At 74.2% G+C, this 21,056-nt stretch carries 16 protein-coding genes; 9 read left to right on the top strand and 7 right to left on the bottom strand.

The window, feature by feature from the left end:
- Window positions 1–179 precede the first annotated feature (179 nt).
- On the top strand, window positions 180–824 hold the full coding sequence (locus tag ACE4Q9_RS07275) for a ScbR family autoregulator-binding transcription factor (protein ID WP_397983399.1): 645 nt from the start codon (window positions 180–182) through the stop codon (window positions 822–824).
- A 22-nt stretch (window positions 825–846) separates the two neighbouring features.
- Window positions 847–2,043, top strand: a complete 1,197-nt coding sequence (locus ACE4Q9_RS07270) for a damage-control phosphatase ARMT1 family protein (RefSeq protein ID WP_397983398.1) — start codon at window positions 847–849, stop codon at window positions 2,041–2,043.
- On the opposite strand, the gene ACE4Q9_RS07265 is transcribed toward ACE4Q9_RS07270, so the two are convergent.
- Both ACE4Q9_RS07265 and ACE4Q9_RS07260 read right to left on the bottom strand, forming a co-directional pair.
- Window positions 2,015–3,277: a cytochrome P450 gene (locus ACE4Q9_RS07265; protein ID WP_397983397.1), complete on the bottom strand. Its 1,263-nt coding sequence runs from the start codon at window positions 3,275–3,277 to the stop codon at window positions 2,015–2,017. The genes ACE4Q9_RS07270 and ACE4Q9_RS07265 overlap by 29 nt on opposite strands.
- Window positions 3,274–4,050, bottom strand: a complete 777-nt coding sequence (locus tag ACE4Q9_RS07260; protein WP_397983396.1) for an alpha/beta fold hydrolase — start codon at window positions 4,048–4,050, stop codon at window positions 3,274–3,276. Before ACE4Q9_RS07260 ends, ACE4Q9_RS07265 begins: the two co-directional genes overlap by 4 nt.
- Window positions 4,051–4,183: 133 nt before the next feature.
- On the opposite strand from ACE4Q9_RS07260, the gene cyc2 reads away from it, so the two are divergent.
- The 4 genes from cyc2 to ACE4Q9_RS07240 all read left to right on the top strand — a co-directional run bounded on the left by cyc2 (window position 4,184) and on the right by ACE4Q9_RS07240 (window position 9,361).
- Entirely contained in the window at window positions 4,184–6,346 is a 2,163-nt protein-coding gene (gene cyc2 / locus ACE4Q9_RS07255; RefSeq protein WP_397983395.1) for a germacradienol/geosmin synthase Cyc2, read from the top strand.
- A 160-nt stretch (window positions 6,347–6,506) separates the two neighbouring features.
- Window positions 6,507–7,022: a PDZ domain-containing protein gene (locus ACE4Q9_RS07250; RefSeq protein ID WP_397983394.1), complete on the top strand. Its 516-nt coding sequence runs from the start codon at window positions 6,507–6,509 to the stop codon at window positions 7,020–7,022.
- Between the two features lie 204 nt (window positions 7,023–7,226).
- Window positions 7,227–8,354 (top strand): M24 family metallopeptidase, encoded by a 1,128-nt coding sequence (locus tag ACE4Q9_RS07245; protein WP_397983393.1) that lies wholly within the window; start codon window positions 7,227–7,229, stop codon window positions 8,352–8,354.
- A 74-nt stretch (window positions 8,355–8,428) separates the two neighbouring features.
- Window positions 8,429–9,361 (top strand): aminoglycoside phosphotransferase family protein, encoded by a 933-nt coding sequence (locus tag ACE4Q9_RS07240; protein WP_397983392.1) that lies wholly within the window; start codon window positions 8,429–8,431, stop codon window positions 9,359–9,361.
- A 7-nt stretch (window positions 9,362–9,368) separates the two neighbouring features.
- On the opposite strand, the gene treZ is transcribed toward ACE4Q9_RS07240, so the two are convergent.
- The gene (gene treZ, locus ACE4Q9_RS07235; RefSeq protein ID WP_397983391.1) at window positions 9,369–11,114 is read right to left on the bottom strand and encodes a malto-oligosyltrehalose trehalohydrolase; all 1,746 of its coding nucleotides are present in this window, start codon (window positions 11,112–11,114) and stop codon (window positions 9,369–9,371) included.
- A gap of 201 nt (window positions 11,115–11,315) precedes the next feature.
- Between treZ and ACE4Q9_RS07230 the strand changes: the two genes are divergently transcribed.
- Together ACE4Q9_RS07230 and ACE4Q9_RS07225 are read left to right on the top strand one after the other, a co-directional pair.
- The gene (locus ACE4Q9_RS07230; RefSeq protein WP_397983390.1) at window positions 11,316–11,879 is read left to right on the top strand and encodes an FHA domain-containing protein; all 564 of its coding nucleotides are present in this window, start codon (window positions 11,316–11,318) and stop codon (window positions 11,877–11,879) included.
- 78 nt (window positions 11,880–11,957) lie between these two features.
- The gene (locus ACE4Q9_RS07225) at window positions 11,958–12,368 is read left to right on the top strand and encodes an SSI family serine proteinase inhibitor (RefSeq protein ID WP_397983389.1); all 411 of its coding nucleotides are present in this window, start codon (window positions 11,958–11,960) and stop codon (window positions 12,366–12,368) included.
- A gap of 13 nt (window positions 12,369–12,381) precedes the next feature.
- Here the strand turns inward: ACE4Q9_RS07225 and ACE4Q9_RS07220 are convergent, their stop codons facing one another.
- The gene (locus ACE4Q9_RS07220; RefSeq protein WP_397983388.1) at window positions 12,382–13,635 is read right to left on the bottom strand and encodes a M14 family zinc carboxypeptidase; all 1,254 of its coding nucleotides are present in this window, start codon (window positions 13,633–13,635) and stop codon (window positions 12,382–12,384) included.
- A gap of 124 nt (window positions 13,636–13,759) precedes the next feature.
- Window positions 13,760–15,283: a dihydrolipoyl dehydrogenase gene (gene lpdA / locus ACE4Q9_RS07215; RefSeq protein WP_397983387.1), complete on the bottom strand. Its 1,524-nt coding sequence runs from the start codon at window positions 15,281–15,283 to the stop codon at window positions 13,760–13,762.
- A gap of 88 nt (window positions 15,284–15,371) precedes the next feature.
- Here lpdA and ACE4Q9_RS07210 point away from each other — a divergent pair, with 88 nt between their 5' ends.
- On the top strand, window positions 15,372–16,301 hold the full coding sequence (locus tag ACE4Q9_RS07210) for a LysR substrate-binding domain-containing protein (RefSeq protein ID WP_397983386.1): 930 nt from the start codon (window positions 15,372–15,374) through the stop codon (window positions 16,299–16,301).
- Here ACE4Q9_RS07210 and treY read toward each other — a convergent pair.
- Both treY and glgX read right to left on the bottom strand, forming a co-directional pair.
- Window positions 16,288–18,657 carry a malto-oligosyltrehalose synthase gene (gene treY, locus ACE4Q9_RS07205; RefSeq protein ID WP_397983385.1) on the bottom strand — a complete coding sequence of 790 codons (2,370 nt, stop codon included), beginning with the start codon at window positions 18,655–18,657 and terminating at the stop codon, window positions 16,288–16,290. The genes ACE4Q9_RS07210 and treY overlap by 14 nt on opposite strands.
- Before the next feature lie 145 nt (window positions 18,658–18,802).
- The gene (glgX, locus tag ACE4Q9_RS07200) at window positions 18,803–20,920 is read right to left on the bottom strand and encodes a glycogen debranching protein GlgX (protein WP_397983384.1); all 2,118 of its coding nucleotides are present in this window, start codon (window positions 20,918–20,920) and stop codon (window positions 18,803–18,805) included.
- Window positions 20,921–21,056: the final 136 nt, after the last annotated feature.

The raw sequence follows: 21,056 nt of genomic DNA, 5'->3' as shown, positions 1-21,056 counted from the left end.
CGGCGCAAGGCAGTTGCGCTTTTTCGACCCTCCGGCGAGACGCCGTTGAGGAGCCGGTCGTCGGCCTCGTATCGTGGCGATCATGGGGCTCCCGTTGCCATGCGGTGAGTTATCGTATGCAAGGGGTTAAAAACAAACCGCACGTCCCGTTCGTTCGTCTCGCGAGGAGGGGTCCCGACATGGCGAGGCAGTTACGCGCCGAACAGACCAGGGCCACGATCATCACGGCCGCCGCCGATCTTTTCGACCAGCATGGCTATGAATCCACCAGTCTGAGCGACATCGTCGCACACGCGAAGGTGACCAAGGGGGCTCTCTATTTCCACTTCGCCGCCAAGGAGGACCTGGCGCACGCGATCCTGGAGCTGGAGGCCCGCGCGGCCCGCCGGCTGGTGGCCGATCTCGACGGCCGCGGCTACTCCTCCCTGGAGGGCCTGATGCGCACCACCTTCGGGATCGCCCGGCTCGCCGTGGACGACCCGGTACCCCGTGCCGGGCTGCGCCTCGCCACCGCCGACGTCACCGTGCGGCCGCCGCTGCGCCACCCCTACACCGAATGGCTGGAGTTCGCCGGCCGCAAGTTCACCGGGGCCGTGCGCGAGGCCGATGTGCACGGAGACCTCGACGTCTCCGCCGCCGCCCACTCGCTCGTCTGCTTCTTCTTCGGCACCCGTGTCGCAGGCCGCTTCGAACCCGTGGGACGCCTGCCGCGCCGGGTCGCCGAGATGTGGCACCTGATGATCCGCGGCCTGGTGCCGGTGCACCGCCGCCCCCGCTACGTCACCCTCGCCACGCAGCTGGAGCGGGAGATCAGGACCGCGTGAGACGCGCGGTACGGTGACGGACATGCCCGAAACCCCGTTCGCATCCGTGATCCTCGGCAACGAACCCGGATCGTTCCCGCACGGTGTGCTGGCCGAGCGGCACCCGGCGATCATCCGCCAGGTGCGGGACTGTCTGCCGTACGGCCCCGATCGGCACCGGGCGCTGGACGAACTGCTGAGGAGCTGCGCCGAGGGGACCGTCGAACCCCTGCCCGCCGACGCCCCGGACCGGGCGGCGTGGCACGCGTGGGGGCTGGCCGAGTACGCCGGGCGGTCCTGGTTCGACGTGCCGTGGCTGTGGTCCGAGAGCTACTTCTACCGGCGGCTCCTCGAAGCCGTCGGCTACTTCGGCGACGGGCCCTGGCGGGGCATCGATCCCTTCCGGCCCGTCAAGCGCGCGGAGCTGGACGCGCCGGAGACCGACCGGGAACTCGCCGCCCTCGACGGCCTGCGGGAGCTGCCGGAGCCGGAGCGGGGCCGCGCCCTGCTGCACGGCTCGCTGTGGGGCAACCGCGCCGACCTGGGCTTCCGGCTGTCCGCCGAGGGGGCCGAGGCCGGGGAACCGGCGCTCGCGCTGGTCGCCGACGACAGCGAGCGGCTGTGGTCGCTGCTGCCGCCCGGCGCCGCTGCCACCCTGGTCCTGGTCGCGGACAACGCCGGCCGGGAACTCGTCCCCGACCTGCTGCTGCTCGCCCACCTCATCGCCGGGGGCCGGATCGCGCGGGCGGTGCTGCACGTGAAGCCGTACCCGTACTACGTCTCGGACGCGGTCATGGCCGATGTGCTCGACGCCCTGGAGCGGCTGAGCGCGGCGCCGGGCGCGGCCGGTGAGCACGGGCGGCTGCTGCGCTCCGCGATGACCGACGGGCGGCTCGTGGTGCGCGCCCACCCCTTCTCCTGCGCCCCGCTGCCGTACGAGCGGATGCCGCCCGAGCTGCGCGCGGAGTTCGCCGCCGCCACCCTCACCGTCTTCAAGGGCGACCTCAACTACCGCCGTCTGGTGGGGGACCGGCGATGGCCGCCGACCACCTCCTTCGCCGCGGCGACCGCGTACTTCCCGGGTCCGGTGGCCGCACTGCGCACCCTGAAGTCGGAGGTGGTCACCGGGCTGACCGCCGCCACCGAGTCCCGGCTGGTGGCAGCGGAGGGACAGCACTGGCGTACGGCCGGCACGTATGCGCTGATCCAGGTCAACCCGCGTACAGCGGAAGCGACTTGATCCCGTTGATGAAGTTCGACACCAGCCGCTCGGGCGGGCCCGCGGGCCGCAGGACGGGGAGTGCGCGCAGCACCTCCGCGTAGAGCAGCCGCAGTTGCAGCCGGGCGAAGTGGGCGCCCAGGCAGACGTGCGGGCCGTCCCCGAAGGAGACGTGCGGGTTGGGGGAGCGGGCGAGGTCCAGCCGGTCCGGGTCGGCGAAGGCCCGCTCGTCGCGGTTGGCCGAGGCGTGGAACACCACGACCTTCGCGCCCGCCGCGATGCGCCGGCCCGCCAGCTCGGTGTCCCGTGCGGCGGTGCGCCGGAAGGTCAGCACCGGTGGGTGCCAGCGCAGCAACTCCTCGACAGCCGTGCTGAGTTCGATCTTCCCGGCGCGCAGCAGGGCGTACGGCTGCGGATGCCCGGCCAGCGTCAGCAGGCCGCCGGGGGCCGCGCCGCGGACCGTGTCGTTGCCCGCGACGGTGAGCAGGAAGAAGAACATCTCCAGCTCGGGGGCGGTGAGCTCGGGGTCGGTGGCGAGGGTCGTCATGATGTCGTCGGCGGGGTGCCGGCGCTTGTGGGCGGCCAGTTTGTGCGCGTAGCCGAACATGTCCCCCAGCAGCGCGGGGGAGCGCGGGTTCAGCGGCTTGCCCGAGCCGTCCAGCACCACGGGGGCGGCCTCGTCCGGGTCCTGGTAGCCGATCACCCGCCGGGTCCAGTCCAGCAGCAGCCGCCGGTCGCCCTCCGGGACGCCCAGCAGGTCCGTGAGGTTGAGCAGTGCGTACTCGTCGGTGACGGCCGCCACCAGATCGAGGGTGCCGTCCTGGTGCGCGGCCCGCTCCAGCGCCGCCGCGAGCAGGGCGCGCGCCCGGTTCCGGGCGAGGGCCGCGAACCGTTCGATCCGCCCCGGCGTGAACGCCCGGCTCACCAGCCGCCGCAACCTCCCTTGTCCCGGCGGGTCCTGATTGAGCATCATGCGCCGGATGAACGGCAGGTCCGCCGGGTCGGGGTCGCGGATTTGCGTCGCGCCGAGGTGCGAGGAGTACGTGGCCGAGTCCTTCAGGACCCGGACGACGTCCGCGTGCCGGGTCACCGCCCAGAACCCCGGACCGGCGGGCCAGCCCAGCACCTCGGGCTCCGCCTGCCAGGCCACCGGGTGCTCGTCGCGCAGGACGCGGTAGGCGTCGTACGGCACCCCGGTGGCGTACCGCCGCGGATCGAAGACGTCCGGCACCGGCGCCGCCTCGCGCACGCTCATGCGGGGCCGTCCGCGCGCAGGAAGTCCTCCACCACCCGGATCAGCTCCAGCGGTGTCTCGTCCATCGCGTAGTGCCCGGCACCGGGCAGGGTGACGAGCTGTCCGTTGCGGTACCAGGACAGCCAGGTCTCCCGCAGCAGCCCGGGCGACACGGCCGGGTCCAGCTCGCCCGCCACGGCCAGCGCGGGCACCTCGCTGCCGGTCACCTCGGTGTGGAAGTCCTCGCCCGCCCACGAGTCGAGCCAGGCCCGGAACGCCTTCGGGTCGCTGCGCCCGAGGGAGAGCGCGACCATCCGGTCCAGCCAGGCGTCCGGGCGGCGCCCGCCGGTGGTGAAGTCGATGATCGCGCGCCGGTTGGCCGCCTTGTGCGCCGCGTCCGTGAACAGTGCGCCCTGCTCGCCCGAAAGCGGCATGCCCGCGGCGGGCACCGGGGAGACGCCGACGATCCGGCGCAGCCGCTCGGGGGCGAGCGCGAGCAGCCGCTGGGCCACCGCGCCGCCCATGGAGTGCCCGATCACCGAGAACCGCCCCCAGCCGAGCCGGTCGGCCAGCGCCACCAGGTCCCCGGCCGCGCGGGTCGTCGTGTACGGCCCCTCGGCGTCCGCGGCCTCGCCGTAGCCGCGCAGGTCGACCGCCACATACGTGAAGGCGGCGCGGTCCAGGTCGGGCAGGACGGCCGCGTAGGCCGAGCGGTCGGCGAACCAGCCGTGCACGGCGAACACCCGGTGGGCGCCGCCGCCGTGCACCTCATGGGGCAGTACGAAGGAGTTCATGCGCCTACCGTGACCCGGACGCCCGAGCACGGCAAGGGCGCGGACGGGGCACACCTCGGGGCGGGTTCACGCGATGGTGTGATCATGTCCCGTGCGGGGGATGGGTGTTCGGGGCCGGGGGTAGGGCCCGGCCATGACGCAGCCGTTCGAACTCCCGCACTTCTACATGCCGTTCCCCGCGCGGCTCAATCCGCACCTCGACGAGGCCCGCGCCCATTCCACCGCGTGGGCGCGCGAGATGGGCATGCTGGAGGGCTCCGGGATCTGGGACCAGGCCGACCTGGACGCGCACGACTACGGACTGCTGTGCGCCTACACCCACCCCGACTGCGACGGCCCCGCCCTGTCGCTGATCACCGACTGGTACGTATGGGTGTTCTTCTTCGACGACCACTTCCTGGACATGTTCAAGCGCACCCAGGACCGCGCCGCCGGCAAGGCCCACCTCGACCGGCTGCCGCTGTTCATGCCGATCGACCCCCAGACCCCCGTACCCGAGCCCGAGAACCCGGTCGAGGCGGGTCTGAAGGACCTGTGGGCGCGTACGGTGCCCGCGATGTCCGCCGACTGGCGCCGCCGCTTCTCCGTGGCCACCGAGCACCTGCTCAACGAGTCGATGTGGGAGCTGTCCAACATCAACGAAGGGCGGATCGCCAACCCCGTCGAGTACATCGAGATGCGCCGCAAGGTGGGCGGCGCGCCCTGGTCCGCCGGGCTGGTGGAGTACGCGACGGCCGAGGTGCCCGCCGCCGTCGCCGGGACCAGGCCGCTGCGGGTGCTCATGGAGACCTTCGCCGACGCCGTCCACCTGCGCAACGACCTCTTCTCCTACCAGCGCGAGGTCGAGGACGAGGGCGAGAACAGCAACGGCGTGCTCGTCCTGGAGACCTTCTTCGGCTGCACCACCCAGCAGGCCGCCGACATCGTCAACGACATCCTCACCTCGCGCCTGCACCAGTTCGAGCACACCGCGCTCACCGAGGTGCCCGCCGTCGCCCTGGAGCACAGCCTCACCCCCGCCGAGACGGCCGCGATCGCCGCCTACGCCAAGGGACTCCAGGACTGGCAGAGCGGCGGCCACGAATGGCACCTGCGCTCCAGCCGCTACATGAACAAGGGCGCGCGGGACGACTCGCCCTGGCGGCTGCCCAGCGGCCCCGGCACCTCCGCCGCCCAAGTCGGCGCCCTGCTCGCCGCAGCCGCGCACGAACGCCTGCGCGCCTACTCCCATGTGCCCCACCAGAAGGTCGGTCCGTCCATCCTGCCCGAGTTCCACATGCCGTTCGCCCTGGAACTCAGCCCCCACCTCGACGCCGCCCGCCGTAATCTGCGCGTCTGGTGCGATCGCATGGGCATCCTCCAGGAGGGCGTCTGGGACGAGGACAAGCTGCGCGCCTGCGACCTCGCCCTGTGCTCCGCCGGACTCGACCCCGACGCCACCCCCGAGGCCCTCGACCTCAGCGCCCAGTGGCTCGCCTTCGGCACCTACGGCGACGACTACTACCCCCTGGTCTACGGCCACCGCAGGGACCTGGCCGCCGCCCGCCTCAGCACCGCCCGGCTGTCCGCCTGCATGCCCGTCGACGGCGAGCCCCCGCTGGTGCCCGCCAACGCCATGGAGCGCTCCCTGCTCGACCTGTGGGCCCGCACCACCGCCCCGATGAGCACCGGGCAGCGCCGCACCCTCAGACGAGCCGTGGACTCCATGACCGAGAGCTGGGTGTGGGAACTGTCCAACCAGCTCCAGAACCGCGTCCCCGACCCGGTCGACTACCTGGAGATGCGCCGCGCCACCTTCGGCTCCGACCTCACCCTCAGCCTGTGCCGGATGGGCCGGGGCCCCGCGGTCCCGCCCGAGCTCTACCGCAGCGGCCCGGTGCGCTCCCTGGAGAACGCCGCCATCGACTACGCCTGCCTGCTCAACGACATCTTCTCCTACCAGAAGGAGATCGAGTACGAGGGTGAGATCCACAACGCGATCCTGGTCGTGCAGAACTTCTTCGGCGTCGACTACCCGACCGCGCTCGGCGTCGTCCACGACCTGACCACCCAGCGCATGCGGCAGTTCGAACATGTGGTCGCCCATGAACTGCCCGTGCTGTACGACGACTTCGGGCTGTCCCCGCAGGCCCGCAGGGCGATGGACGGCTATGTCGACGACCTGCGGAACTGGCTGGCCGGAATCCTTAACTGGCACCGCAGCGTGGACCGTTACAAGGACGCCTGGCTCGGGCGGCGCGCCCACGGCTTCCTGCCCGACCGCCCGCCCGCGCACCCGCTCCTCGCTCTGGGCTGACCGGCCGCTGGGGCACATGGGCCGAGCCGGCTCCGGGCCGGGGCCGGGGCCGGCGCGTCCGTAGTGACTACCCGTCGCCGGCCTCCGGGCAGTCTCACTCGTTCGTGTCTCGTCGCGGGCCGGTGCGCCGGGTAGATCACCGGCCGGAGGCGAGCGAACCATGGAACACACTGCGTTGCGGCCCAGGCCGTTGCCGGGCCGGGGACCACGGGCGGGCGGCGGCCCCGCCCACCACCCGCATGCCGCGTCCCGGCGCGGCCGGCGGCTGCGGACCCTCGTGCTCGGCGCCTGCGCGGGCACGCTGCTGGTGCTGTCCGGCGTGGGCATCGGCGCGGTCGGCGCCACGGTGCTCGGCGCGGGCCGCGGCACCGGGGCGGGTCCACGGGCGGCGGTCGCGCGGGAGAGCGTGCCGGGAGCCACCCTGGGCGTGGAGGCCGTCGACTACGGCAGCCCCGGCGCACTGGTGGTGGGCGTGCACACGCCCGGCCCCGGCTACCGGGCGGGCCTGGCCCGCGGGGACATCCTGCTCCAGTTCGGCGGCGCCCGCGTCGACACCGCCGCCGACCTGGCCCGCGCGGTCGCCCACGCCCGCCCCGGCAGCGAGGTCCTGCTCACCGTGCGGCACCGCGACGGCGGATTCCAGCAGCTGACGGTGGTACCGGGGGTGGTGACGTGAGTGTGCCGGACCTCCGGGGCCTGCCCGAGTTCACCGGGTGACGGCCTGAGGTTGCCCGAGTCCGCCGGGCTGCTGGGTCATGTCCGGTGACCCGCGATCGGCCGATGGGGTCGCGTGGCCCGGTCCGGGCGGGCAGGATGCTGCCCTGGGGGCGCCGACGGTGCCCGCACCCGCCCGACCAGCCAGAACCGCCCGGAGGCCCGGATGACCGGCAGTACGACCACGCCCTTCAGCGCAGCCGACCACAGGGCCCGCATGGAGCGCGCCGCGCGTGCCGCGGCCGACGCCGGTCTCGCCGGGCTGCTCGTGGCACCGGGTCCTGACATGGTGTGGCTGACCGGCTACACCCCCACCGCCGTCACCGAGCGGCTCACCCTGCTGGTCCTCGCCCCCGGCCAGGACCCCGTACTGGTCGTCCCCACCCTGGAGGCCCCGGACGCCGAGCACTCCGCCGCCGGCGAGGTACTCACCCTGCGCGACTGGACCGACGGCAAGGACCCCTACGCCGTCACCGCCGAGCTGCTCGACGGCCGCGGCCGCTACGGCATCAGCGACAACACCTGGGGCATGCACGTCCTCGGCCTCCAGCGCACCCTGCCCGACAGCTCCTACGCCGCCCTCACCGACGCCCTGCCCATGCTGCGCGCGGTCAAGGACGCCGCCGAGGTGGAGCTGCTCGCGGCCGCCGGAGCCGCGGCCGACGCGGCGTTCGAGGAGATCCGCAAAGTGTCCTTCGCCGGGCGCCGCGAGTCCGACCTCGGCCGGGACCTCGCCGCGCTGCTGCGCCGCTTCGGCCACTCCCAGGTCGACTTCACCATCGTCGGCTCCGGCCCCAACGGCGCCAACCCGCACCACGAGGTCGGCGACCGCGTCATCCGGCGCGGCGACATGGTCGTCCTCGACTTCGGTGGCCTGAAGGACGGCTACGGCTCCGACACCACGCGCACCGTGCACGTCGGCGAGCCCACCGAGGAGGAGCGCCGGGTCCACGACATCGTGCGCGCCGCCCAGGAGGCCGGCTGCCAGGCGGTGCGGCCGGGCGCGGCCTGCCAGGAGGTGGACCGCGCCGCCCGCGAAGTGATCACCGACGCCGGGTACGGCGAGTACTTCATCCACCGCACCGGGCACGGGATCGGCGTCACCACGCACGAGCCGCCGTACATGATCGAGGGCGAGGAGCTGCCGCTGGTACCCGGCATGTGCTTCTCGGTGGAGCCCGGCATCTATCTGCCCGGCCGGTTCGGGGTGCGCATCGAGGACATCGTCACGGTGACCGGGGACGGCGCCCGCCGCCTCAACAACACGACCCGCGAGATGATCCTCGTGGACTGACGGCCCGAGCCCGAGCCCACGGCGGGCCCGGCGCGAGAACACCCGACGACACCCGGAACGGCGACGCGCGATCCATGAACCAGGCACCGACCCCCACCGCGGACACCGTCCGCCAACTGGTCCGTACGCTGCTCAAGGAAGGGCCGCGGGGCGACGGGCCCGACGTACGGCCCGTGCGCGAGGAGCACCCGTACACCTGGTGGGTCGGCACCCGCCACGTGCTGCGCCTCGCCCCCGACCGGGAGGCGTCCGCCCGGCGCCGCCGGGAGCTGCGGCTGCGCGCCCTGGTCCGCCCGCACGTCCCGGTCGCGGTGCCGGTCAGCGTCGCACACGCCGACTGGGCGCCCGGCCTCGCCTGCACCCTGGACACCGTGGTGCCCGGCGGCACCGCCGAGGAGCACGAGGTGTCGGCGGCCGGCGAGGGCGATCTCGCCGGGCTGCTCACCGGGTTGCGCGCGGTACCGGTGCGCCAGGCCGATTCGCTCGGCGTGCCGCGCGCCGCCCCGCGCTCCCTGGAGGCGCTGCGCCGGATGGCCGTGCACGCGGCCGAACGGCTCGCCGCCGCCGACGAGTTCGACGCCGCGCCGATGTACCAGCTCACCCCGGCCGGCGCCGCCCAGCTCGCCGCGCAGCCCGGTGCCGCCGTGCTCACCCACCACGGGCTGACCGGCGAACACGTGGTGGTCGCCGCCGACGGGCGGGTGCGCGGCGTCCTCGACTGGACCGAGGCGGCGCTCGGCGACCCCGCCGAGGACATCGCGGGGCTCGCCGTCGCCGTCGGCTCCCCGGCCGCCGTCCGCGCCGCCACCCTCGCCGGGTACGGCGCCCGCCCCTGCCTGCGCGGCCTGTGGCTCGCCCGCTGCGACACCGTGCTGCGCCTCGCGGACCGCCTCGACGGCCGCACCGCGGGCGACCCGGCGCTGCCGCGCACCCGGCTGCGCCGGGCGTGGGAGCCGATCCTGCTGGAGCGGGTGACGGACTTCAAGACGGCGGGGGAGGAGCCGTGACCGCCGCTCAGGGCTGGCTGAGCACCACGCACGACTCGCCGGGCAGCTGGAGCACGCCGTCCGCGCCCGGCGCGGCCACCGGCTCCCACGCGGCGAGGACCAGCGCCGGGCGGGAGCCCAGGGGGATGGCGGCCGGCTCCTTGCCGAGGTTCACCGCGACCCGGACATCGCCGCGCCGGAACGCCAGCCAGCGGGCCTGTCCGTCGTAGGCCACCTTCGTGTCGGCGAGGTCCGGGTCGGTGAGGTCCGGCTGGTCGCGGCGCAGCGCGATCAGCCGCCGGTACCAGTCCAGCATCCTCGCGTGGTCCGGGCGTCCGGGCTCCGACCAGTCGAGGCAGGAGCGCTCGCGGGTCGCCGGGTCCTGCGGGTCCGGTACGTCCTCCTCGGCCCAGCCGTGCGCCGCGAACTCCCGGCGCCGGCCGCGTCGTACCGCCTCCGCGAGGTCGGGGTCCGTGTGGTCGGTGAAGTACTGCCAGGGCGTGCCGGCCGCCCACTCCTCGCCCATGAACAGCATCGGCGTGAACGGCGCGGTCAGCACCAGCGTCGCCGCGCAGGCCAGCAGGCCGGGGGAGAGGTGCGCGGACAGCCGGTCGCCCTGGGCGCGGTTGCCGATCTGGTCGTGGGTCTGGGCATAGCCGAGCAGCCGGTGCCCGGCGAGGCGCGCGCGGTCCAGCGGACGCCCGTGGTGCCGCTCGCGGAAGGCGGAGTACGTGCCGTCGTGGAAGTAGCCCCCGGTGAGCGTCCTGGCCAGCGCGGCGAACGGATCGCGCGCGAAGTCCGCGTAGTAGCCCTGGGATTCGCCGGTGAGCGCGGTGTGCAGGGCGTGGTGGAAGTCGTCGTTCCACTGCGCGTGCAGCCCCAGCCCGTTCTCCGCGCGCGGCGTGATGAAGCGCGGGTTGTTCAGGTCGCTCTCGGCGATCAGGAACAGCGGCCGGTCCAGCTCCGCCGCGAGGTGGTCGACGGCCGCCGACAGCTCCTCCAGGAAGTGGACGGCGCGGGTGTCGTACAGCGCGTGCACCGCGTCCAGGCGCAGCCCGTCGAGCCGGAAGTCCCGCAGCCACGCCAGCGCGCTGCCGGCGAAGTACGCCCGCACCTCGTCCGAACCGGGCCCGTCCAGGTTCACCGCCGCGCCCCACGGCGTGGAGTACGCGTCGGTGAAGTACGGCCCGAAGGACGGCAGATGGTTCCCGGAGGGCCCCAAGTGGTTGTGCACGACGTCCAGTACGACACCGAGCCCCAGTTCGTGCGCCCGGTCCACGAACCGCTTCAGCGCCTCGGGGCCGCCGTACGGCTCGTGCACCGCCCACGGCGCCACCCCGTCGTACCCCCAGCCGTGCCGTCCGGGGAACGGGCACAGCGGCATCAACTCGATGTGCGTGACGCCCAGTTCGGCCAGATGGCCGAGGCGCCGCGCCGCCGCGTCCAGGGTGCCCTCGGGGGTGTACGTGCCCACATGCAGCTCGTAGAGCACCGCGCCCGGCAACTCCCGCCCCGGCCACGGCACCCGCCACGCGTACCGCTCCTGGTCCACGACCGCGCTGAGCCCGTCCGGGCCGTCCGGCTGGCGGCGCGAGCGCGGGTCGGGCAGCACCGGACCGTCGTCCAGCGCGAACCCGTAGCGGGCGCCGTCGCCCGCCCGCGCCTCCCCCTTCCACCAGCCCGCGCGCTCCGGATCGCGCGCCAACGCCTGTGCGGCGCCCTCGCACTGGAGCGTCACCCGGTCTGCCTGCGGTGCCCACACCTCGAACTGCACGGACGGTTCCCCTTCGTCTGCTCACCGTGATGTCCCGCGTTCCCATCGTGCCCGCCCGCGCCGCCGATCCCTCCTTCCATCGGGGGCTTTTCACCGGGTGTCGTGCGATGTTTCCCGGCGGGCCGCACGGAAGTACCGGCGCGGAGGCGCCGATTGCCCGCTTTCTGGACACCCGCCGCCCGCTGACCGACAATCACAGGCGTGACGTCGTCCTTCGAGTTCCCCACCGCCCCGGCCCCGGCGTCCGCGCGGCTGTCCGACACGGAGCGGGAAGCGGCGCTGGAGGTGCTGCGGGACGGCGCGGCCAAGGGCCGGTTGTCGCACGACACGTTCGTGCGCCGCATGGAACTGGCGCTCGCCGCGCGCCACGCCGGCGAACTCGCCGTCCTCGTCGCCGACCTGCCCCGCGAGAGCCGCCTCTCCCGCGCGGTGTTCGGCACCGTGGAGGCCGTCTCCGGGTTCACGGTACGACTGCGCCGCGCCTGGCAGGCCGAGCGGCTGCCCAAGCTGCTGCTGCCGGGACCGGACCACACCCGCCCGCTGCGCATAGGCCGCGACCCCGGCAACGGGCTGCGGCTGACCCACGAGACGGTCTCGCGGGTGCACGCCGAACTCAGTCATCAGGGCGGGCTGTGGATCCTGCGGGACCTCGGCTCCACCAACGGCACCACCGTCAACGGCCGCCGGGTGATCGGCGCGGTCGCGGTCCGCGAGGGCGACCAGGTCGCGTTCGGACGGGTGGCGTACCGGCTGTCGGTGAGCTGAGCGCGCGGCCGCCACCGCGGTCGTTCGAACGGGTGACCCGCACTGCGGAACCGGAGGCGTCCTGCCGATGCAACGGGCATGACGCACTTCACCACCAGAGCGGCCGCGGCAGCCGGCGTGCTGCTGGCCGCCGCCGGTCTCCTCGCAGCGACCCCGGCCCAGGCGGCGCCCCGTCTGCACGGCAACCGGCTGCACCTCACCATCACCCCGTCGGGCGACCGGGCCGGCGGCGAGCACAGCGCCCTGCTGCGCTGCCTGCCGCCGCACGGACACCCGTACGCGGCCGAAGCCTGCGCCGAACTGACCGCCGCCCGCGGCGACATCGACCGCATCCCGGCCCGCAAGGTGTTCTGCCCGCGGATCTACTCCCCGGTCACCGCCACCGCGCACGGCCGCTGGAACGGTCGGCTGGTCGACTTCCGGCGGACGTACACCAACTCCTGCGAACTGCGGGCGCGCACCGGCTCGGTCTTCGCCCTCGGCGGCTGATCCGCCGGCGACCTCACTGACACGCCTGCTCGCGGGCCTGCCGGGCGGCCAGCAACACCGTGCGGGACTGGTGTTCCACCTGGTGGTCCAGCGGCACCCAGCGGGCCCGGAAGCGGCGGGCGAAGGCGTCGGACCAGGCGGCGACGAGCCGTTCGAGGTCCGGCGCCGCCCGGTCCCCGCTCTCCCGCAGCACCCGCAGCAGCATCGCGGCGGCCCGCAGCGGCAGCCGCCGCCCGAACGCGTCCACGCTGCCCACGTACGCCATCGTGGTGGCGGCCGGAGCGGCGCGGGTCCAGTCCTCGGCCAGCCCCGGAATCAGCTCCAGCGCCCAGCGCGCCGCCCGCAGCAGCGGCCCGTCGGCGCCGTCGAGCCGGGGCAGCGCCTGCGCGAGCACCCGCTCCACCTCCAGCGAGTCCCGCAGCAGCCGCCGGGCCAGCCGTCGCATCGCCGCCTCGGGAGCCGGGTGCGGCGCCGGGTCGTCCACCAGGTCGCTGGCCCACATCGGCACCTCCACCACCGCGGTCAGACCTCCGTGGCGGTGTGCGTGGTACCAGGTGCTGTGCCGGGCGTCGTCCGGCATGCTCGGGTAGGCCGCGCCCGTCTCGGGGCCCGGCATCACATGCACTCCGGGCCCGGACGCCGGCCAGCCCGCGGCGTCCGAGGCGCCGGTCTCCACCGGGATGTGCAGCTGCGCCGCCGACTTGGCGAAGGGCTCCGCGAGGCCCGGTACGTCACGGGTCAACTGCACCCAGCTGCCGCCCAGATCGGTGCCGTGCAGGGTCACCTGGAGGTAGGGGCGCAGCTCGTCGATGACGCCGGTCAGGGCGCGGGTCTCGGGCGGCAGCCGGTCCGGGGGCAGCACGGACGGCGACCACTCCGGCTGTTCGGCGTTGGTCGGCCGGTAGAAGCCGAGGTGGTAGTCGAGCAGGGTGCGCGGGGCGGGGGTGACATGGAGGGCGGCGCCGTCCGGGTCCGCGCACAGCAGGAAGTGCCAGGAGATGCCGGTGCGCAACTCCCGTTCCGCCAGCACCCGTCGGGCCAGCGCCCGCAGGGTCGAGCCGCCGGCCGGCTCGTTGGCGTGGGCGCCCGCCACCACCAGCACCGACCGGCGTGCGTGCCCCACCGACAGCAGGTGCAGCGGCCGTCCCGCGCGCGAGCGGCCCACCTGCCGCAGCACGCACAGCCCCGGCTCCGCGGCGGCCAACGCCTCTGCACAGGACACCAGTTCGGGAACGCTGGGATAGCGCAGCTCCGGCAGGAGACTCACCCCCGATGCGTCCGCCCTGCTTCGCCCTCCCAGTCCCGCACGGTGCGCGGTGACTGTCAAGCGTTGAACCAGATGCCCGCACGGCACATGCCAACCGGAGCCGCGGCCACCGCATCCGCCGTGCTCACCGCTGGTGCAAACCCCGTCCCGCGAGCGCCAGGAACACCTCGCCCAGCGCCTCCGAGAGCGTCGGATGCGGATGCACGAGCCGCGCCACATCGGCCGCTTCGGCCTCCCACCCGACGATCAGCTGACCCTCGGCGATGAGTTCGGAGACGCCCGGGCCGACCAGGTGCAGCCCGAGGACCCGCCCGCCACCGGCCTCGGCGACCACCTTCACCATCCCGCCCCGGCCGTGCACCATCCCCTTCGCCAGCGCGGTCAGCGGCATGCCCCGCACGGCCACCTCGTGCCCCCGCGCCCGCGCCTCGGCCTCCGTGAGCCCGACGGCGGCGGTCTGCGGGGAGGAGTACGTCACACGGGGTACGGCCGCGTAGTCGACCGGGGCGGGCCGCAGTCCGGCGAGCGTCTCGGCGACGACGAGTCCTTCGGCGAAGGAGGCGTGCGCGAGGCCGGGCGAGGGCGGCGGCAGCAGATCGCCGACGACATGGATGCCGGGTACGGCCGTCTCCAGCCGGTCCCAGTCGGCCGGTACGACGAATCCGCGCGCGTCCGCCGCGAGACCGGCCGCGGCCAGGCCCAGGCCCTCGGTGACCGGTACCCGGCCGACCGCCACCAGGAGCCGCCGCGCGCCCAGCGTCCGGGTCTCGCCGCGCGCGGTGCGCACCCGTGCCCGTACGCCGTCGTCCAGCACCTCCGCGTCCAGCAGCCGCGCCCCGGTGTGGACGTCGACGCCGCGTCCTCGCAGCCCGCGGGCGAGATGCCGGCTCACGTCCGCGTCCTCCAGGGGCAGCAGCCGCTCGGCCGCCTCCACCAGGGTGACCTCCGCGCCCAGGGAGCGGTGCAGGGAGGCGTACTCCGCCCCGATCGCGCCCCCGCCGAGGACCAGGACGGAGTCCGGCAGGCCCGGCGCGAACAGCGCGTCGTCGCTCGTCACCATCCGCCGCCCGTCCGGTACCAGACCGGGGAGCGCGCGCGGGCGCGAACCGGTGGCGAGGACGATGCCACGGCGCGCGGTGAGGTGGTGCACGCCGGGCGCGTCCCCCGCGCGCGAGCCCTCCTCCCGTACGCCCTCCACCAGCACCGTCCGCGCCCCGGTCAGCCGCCCGCTGCCCCGCACCACCCGCACCCCCGCCGCCGCCAGATGCGCCCGCAGCCCCTTGTGGTTGCGCGCCACGATGTCGTCGCGGGTGGCCGCCAGCGCCGGCCAGTCGACGGAGTCCAGCGTGGCCTTCACCCCCCACCGCTCACGGGCCTCGGCGATGCCGTCGACCAGTTCGGCGGCGTGCAGCATCGCCTTGCTCGGGACGCAGCCGCGGTGCAGACAGGTGCCGCCCAGCTCGTCGCGTTCGACGAGGACGACGCCGAGACCGAGGGCGGCGGCGCGCAGGGCGGTGGCGTAACCGCCCGTGCCGCCGCCGATGACGACGACATCCGCCGTGCCGTCCGTGACCTCCGCCCCGCCCGCGGCCCCCGCCGTGCCCGTCGCCTTCGCCCTGCCCGTGGCATCCGCTGTGTTCGTGCTCATGGTCACCACTCTGCGGCCGCCCCTTGCCATGCGTCCAAGGCAATGTTCTTGTAGCTTCCATGCACAACGCTTATGGAAAGGCGCGGAGTTGAGCCTGCGGCAGATGGAGTACTTCGTGACGGTCGTCCAGGAGGCGTCCTTCACCCGCGCGGCCGAGATCCTGCACGTCAGCCAGCCCGCGCTATCGCACCAGATCAAGGCGCTGGAGCGGGAGGTCGGCGGGGCCCTGCTGGAGCGGCTGCCCCGCGGCGCCCGGCTCACCCCGATGGGCCGCGCCTTCCTGCCCGGCGCCGAACTCGCCGTGCGCAGCGCCGGCCAGGCCCGCCGGGCGGCCCGCGCCGCCGCCGGCGCCGAGGGCGGCGAACTGCACATCGCCGCCCTGCACTCCATCGCCGTCGGCGCCCTGCCCGACGTCTTCGCCCGCTGGCGCGCCGCCCACCCCCGAGTCCTCCTGCGGCTGCGCGAGTACGCCACCGCCGAGGCCCTGGAGGAGGCCGTACGGCGCGGCACCGCCGACCTCGCCATCGGGCCCGAGCCCGCCGAACCGGTCGGCGCCGTGGTGCCGATCGGCGCGGAGGAGATCGTCCTGGTGGTGCCGCTCGACGACCGGGTCGCGGGCCGTGCCACGGTGACGCTGCCCGAACTGGCCGACCGCGCCTGGGTCCGCTGCGCCATGGAACCCGTCGTACACGGCGCCCGCTTCCTCGACTGGGCCTGCGGACGGGCCGGGTTCACGCCCCGGACCGCCGTGTGGACCGAGCAGTCCTCGACGGCCGTGCGGATGGCCGCCGCCGGGGCCGGGGTGTGTGCCGCGCCCGCGCACATCGTGCGGGGGACCGTGGGTGAGGACTGTGTGCTGCTCACCCCCGACCCGTGCTGGCGGCGCCCGCTGGCCGTCTACGCCCGGTCGGCACCCACCGGAGCCGCCGCCGCCTTCACCGAGCTGCTGCGCGCCCGCTGGCCCGCCCTGAGCGGTGTTCCGGAGCGGCCCGGACGGCTGCCGCTCACTCCCGCGTGACCCGCTCAAGCAGCGCCACCGGCAGCGGCCCGAACAGGTCCGCGAGGAGCACGCGGCCGGTGAACTCCCGCTCCGGCGCCAGCACGTCACGCCACCGGCCGGGCGGCAGCGGCAGGCCGGTGTCCCGCCAGCCGCCCGACTCCGCCAGTCGCAGCGACAGCCGGGTCACCGCCGTGACCACCTCCCCGGAGCGGCCGAAGGCCGTGCAGTGCTCCGCCGCCGGGCCCTCAGCGGGCAGCGGGTCGTACGACGCGGACGCCCCGAACGCACCGGGCCTGCGGGCCCGCAACCCCAGCGCCGCGCGCGTCAACCCGCCCTTCTCGCCCTGGGTTTGGGGCGGCAGGGGCACCGGTCGGCGGTTGTCCGGGTCCACCAGCGCCCGGAACTCGCCCTCGGCGCCCTGGTAGACGTCGGGGACGCCCGGCATCGTCAGGTGCACCAGGGCCGTGCCGAGGACATTGGCCCGGATGTGCGGCTCCAGCGCCTTGCGGAAGGCGGACACGCGGTCGCCGGGCGGCCCGCAAGGACCGGCCGCGACGAACGCGGCCACCGCCTCCTCGTACGGCGCCTCCCGCTCCGTCCAGCTGGTGTACATGCCGGCCTCGCGCACGTGCTTCAGCAGGTACTCCCGCACCCGCTCCTCCCCTGCCGGGCCGAGCCCGAACACCGTCTGCCAGGCCGCCCACACCAGTTGCCCGTCCGGGGCGCCCTCCGCGGGCCGGGTCACCTCGGCCACCAACTCCGCCCAGCGACCGGGGCATTCGGTGAGCACAGCGAGGGCCGCACGGACATCGGCGCTGCGCTTGGTGTCGTGCGTGGTGACGGCCGTACCGGTGAGCGGCCACTCGCTCTGCACACGGGCGCAGTACGTGTGGAACTCGCGCGGGGAGATCCCCGGCCGGCCCGGGTCGCCGCCCACCTCGTTCGCCGACAGCAGCGGCACATAGCGGTAGAACGCCGTGTCCTCCACGGACTTGGCCCGCAGCGCCGAGGCCGTCTGCGCGAACCGGGTGCGCAGCTCCAGCCGGTCGGCGTGGTCCGGCGCGGCCGGGTCGCCGGGCGCCTCGACGAGCAGGTGCCGCACCAGGTCGACCGCCTCCGCCTCCTCCCGGACCACGAAGGCGAGCCGGGCCTCCTCGGCGGCCTCCTCGGTGATCACGGCGGCCGCGTCCCCGGAGGCGTACGGCCGGTAGACCCGCATCCGGACCAGGAGTTCCTCCAGGGCCGTACGCAGCGCCCAGGGGGCCCGGTCGCGCAGCGCCAGGTCCGGCGAGGTCGCGCACAGCCGCGCCGCGACCCGTGTGAGCCGCTCGGTCTCGGTGGCCAGCTCGTGCGTGAGCACCTTGTAGGCGGCCCGGCGCGCCGTGGCGTCCCAGACCCCGCCCCGGTCCGCCTGCGGGGCCGCGAACATCCGGTACTCGGTGAGGAGTTCGGCGGCCCCGTCCGGATCCGTGAACAGGCCGTCCACCCGGCGCAGGGCGTCGTAGCCGGTGGTGCCCGCGACCGGCCAGGAGGGGGGCAGGCGCTCGTCGTCGGCGAGGATCTTCTCGACCACCGTCCAGCGGCCGCCGCTCGCCTCGTGCAGCCGGGCGAGATAGCCGTCGGGGTCGGCGAGCCCGTCGGGATGGTCGATGCGCAGCCCGTCGGCCACGCCCTCGTCCAGCAGCTGGAGGATCTTGGCGTGGGTGGCGTCGAACACCTCGGGGTCCTCCACCCGCACCCCGATCAGCTCCGAGATGCTGAAGAACCGCCGGTAGTTCAGCTCGGTGCGGGCCAGCCGCCACCACACCGGGCGGTACCACTGGGCGTCCAGCAGCTCGGGCAGGGGCAGCCGCTCGGTGCCCGCGCGCAGCGGCAGGACGTGGTCGTGGACGCGGAGCGTGTCGCCGTCGGTCCGCAGGTGCTCCAGCTCGGCGCCGAGCGGGGCGCCGAGGACGGGCAGCAGCACCCGGCCGCCCCCGGCGTCCCAGTCGATGTCGAACCAGCGCGCGTACGGCGACTCGGGGCCCTCGCGCAGCACCTCCCACAGGGCGCGGTTGTGCGCGGGCGCCATCGCCATGTGGTTCGGCACGATGTCCAGGACCAGGCCGAGGCCGTGCTCGCGGGCGGTCCGGGACAGCGCGCGCAGCCCCTCCTCGCCGCCCAGCTCCGCGCGGACACGGCCGTGGTCCACCACGTCGTAGCCGTGCGTGGAGCCCGGCACGGCCTCCAGGACGGGGGACAGGTGCAGATGGGAGACGCCGAGCGAGGCCAGGTACGGGACGGCCGCCGCGGCGGCCGCGAACGGGAAGGCGGGCTGGAGCTGAAGCCGGTAGGTGGCCGTGGGCACCCCCGGTCCGGGTCGGGCAGAGGTCATGGGGACCTACGTACCCGCCCCGCCGCGTTTCGTGTCACCCGAGGCGGTGCCGGTGGGCGAGGCGGCTCATTCGCGCTCACCCACACGGCCTACGGCGCCCCGCGCCGTGCCGCGCCGTCCCCCCAGGACGGCGCTCCGCGTGCTCCTACTCCGGCCGGCGCAGGACCAGGAGGCTGCGGCCCTCCAGCGTGAGCCGGTCGCCCGCCCCCGCCTTCGCGCCCGAACCCGGCGGCACCCCCTCCGCGCGGGCCGTGTCGACCACCACCTGCCACTGCCGGCCGTGGTTCACCGGCACCCGGAAGCCGAGAGCCTCCGGGGAGGCGTTGAACATCAGCAGGAAGGAGTCGTCGGTGATCCGCTCCCCGCGCGGGCCCGGCTCGGAGATCGCGTTGCCGTTCAGGAACACGGTCAGCGCGGACACCCGCGCCGCGTCCCAGTCCCGCCGGGTCATCTCCGCGCCCTCCGGGGTGAACCAGGCGATGTCGGACAGCTCGCCGTGGCTGCCCTCCACCGGGCGGCCGTGGAAGAAGCGGCGGCGGCGCAGCACCGGGTGGTCGCGGCGCAGCCACACCATCGTGCGCACGAACTCCAGCAGCTGCCCGCCGTCCTCGGGGTCCTCGGGCCAGCGCAGCCAGGAGATCTCGTTGTCCTGGCAGTAGGCGTTGTTGTTGCCGCCCTGGGTGCGGGCGAACTCGTCGCCGTGACTGATCATCGGCACGCCCTGCGACAGCATCAGCGTGGCGACGAAGTTGCGCGTCTGGCGATCGCGCAGCGCGAGCACCCCGGGGTCGTCGGTCTCGCCCTCCACCCCGCAGTTCCAGGACCGGTTGTGGCTCTCGCCGTCCCGATTGCCCTCCCCGTTGGCCTCGTTGTGCTTCTCGTCGTACGACACCAGGTCGCGCAGCGTGAAACCGTCGTGGCAGGTGACGAAGTTGATGGAGGCCAGCGGGCGGCGGCCGTCGTCCTGGTAGAGGTCGGAGGAGCCGGTCAGCCGGGAGGCGAACTCCGCGAGCGCGCGCGGCTCGCCCCGCCACAGGTCCCGTACCGTGTCGCGATACTTGCCGTTCCACTCGGTCCACAGCGGCGGGAAGTTGCCCACCTGGTAGCCGCCCTCGCCCACGTCCCAGGGCTCGGCGATCAGCTTCACCTGGGAGACCACCGGGTCCTGCTGCACCAGGTCGAAGAACGAGGACAGCCGGTCCACCTCGTGGAACTGCCGGGCCAGGGTGGCCGCGAGGTCGAAGCGGAAGCCGTCGACATGCATCTCGGTGACCCAGTAGCGCAGCGAGTCCATGATCATCTGGAGCACGTGCGGGGACCGCATCAGCAGCGAGTTGCCGGTGCCGGTGGTGTCCATGTAGTACCGGGGATCGTCCGCGAGCCGGTAGTACGACGGGTTGTCGATGCCCTTGAAGGAGAGCGTCGGGCCCAGGTGGTTGCCCTCGGCGGTGTGGTTGTAGACGACGTCCAGGATGACCTCGATCCCGGCCTCGTGCAGCGCCCGGACCGCCGACTTGAACTCCAGCACCTGCTGGCCCCGGTCGCCCCAGGAGGCGTACGCGTTGTGCGGGGCGAAGAAGCCGATGGTGTTGTAGCCCCAGTAGTTGCTCAGGCCCAGGTCGACCAGCCGGTGGTCGTTGACGAACTGGTGTACGGGCATCAGCTCCAGCGCGGTCACGCCGAGCCGGGTCAGGTGGTCGATGACCGCCGGGTGCGCGAGCCCCGCGTACGTGCCGCGCAGCTCCTCAGGGAGGCCCGGATGCCGCATGGTCAGACCCTTGACATGGGCCTCGTAGATCACCGTGTGGTGGTACTCCGTGCGCGGCGGGCGGTCGTCGCCCCAGTCGAAGTACGGGTTGATCACCACCGAGGCCATGGTGTGCGGCGCCGAGTCCAGGTCGTTGCGCCGCTCGGGCGCGTCGAAGTGGTAGCCGTACACCTCCTCGCCCCACCGCACGGCGCCGCCGACCGCCTTCGCGTACGGGTCGAGCAGCAGCTTCGCCGCGTTGCAGCGCAGCCCGCGGCCGGGATCGTAGGGGCCGTGCACCCGGAACCCGTAGCGCTGTCCCGGCATCACCCCCGGCACGTACGCGTGCCGGACGAACGCGTCGCTCTCGCGCAGTTCCACCGCCGTCTCCGAGCCGTCGTCGTGCAGCAGACACAGCTCCACTCGGTCCGCGGCTTCCGTGAACACCGCGAAGTTGGTACCGGCGCCGTCGTAGGTGGCGCCGAGCGGATACGCCTCTCCAGGCCAGACCTGCATGGTGACGACTCTCCCAGGTGAGCGGCGCGCGCGGGGGACGGTTCGCGCGACGGCACGAAGTCTCCCCGAAAGCAGGAATGGGGCCGGCCGGGTACCCCCGGTTATGAAACCGCTCACTCCCGGCGTCCGGGCGGTG

Source organism: Streptomyces sp. AM6-12, assembly GCF_044327085.1.
In the GTDB taxonomy this organism is placed as follows: domain Bacteria; phylum Actinomycetota; class Actinomycetes; order Streptomycetales; family Streptomycetaceae; genus Streptomyces.
Note: the sequence above shows the minus strand (reverse complement) of the source record. Positions and strands in the feature narration are given on the sequence as shown.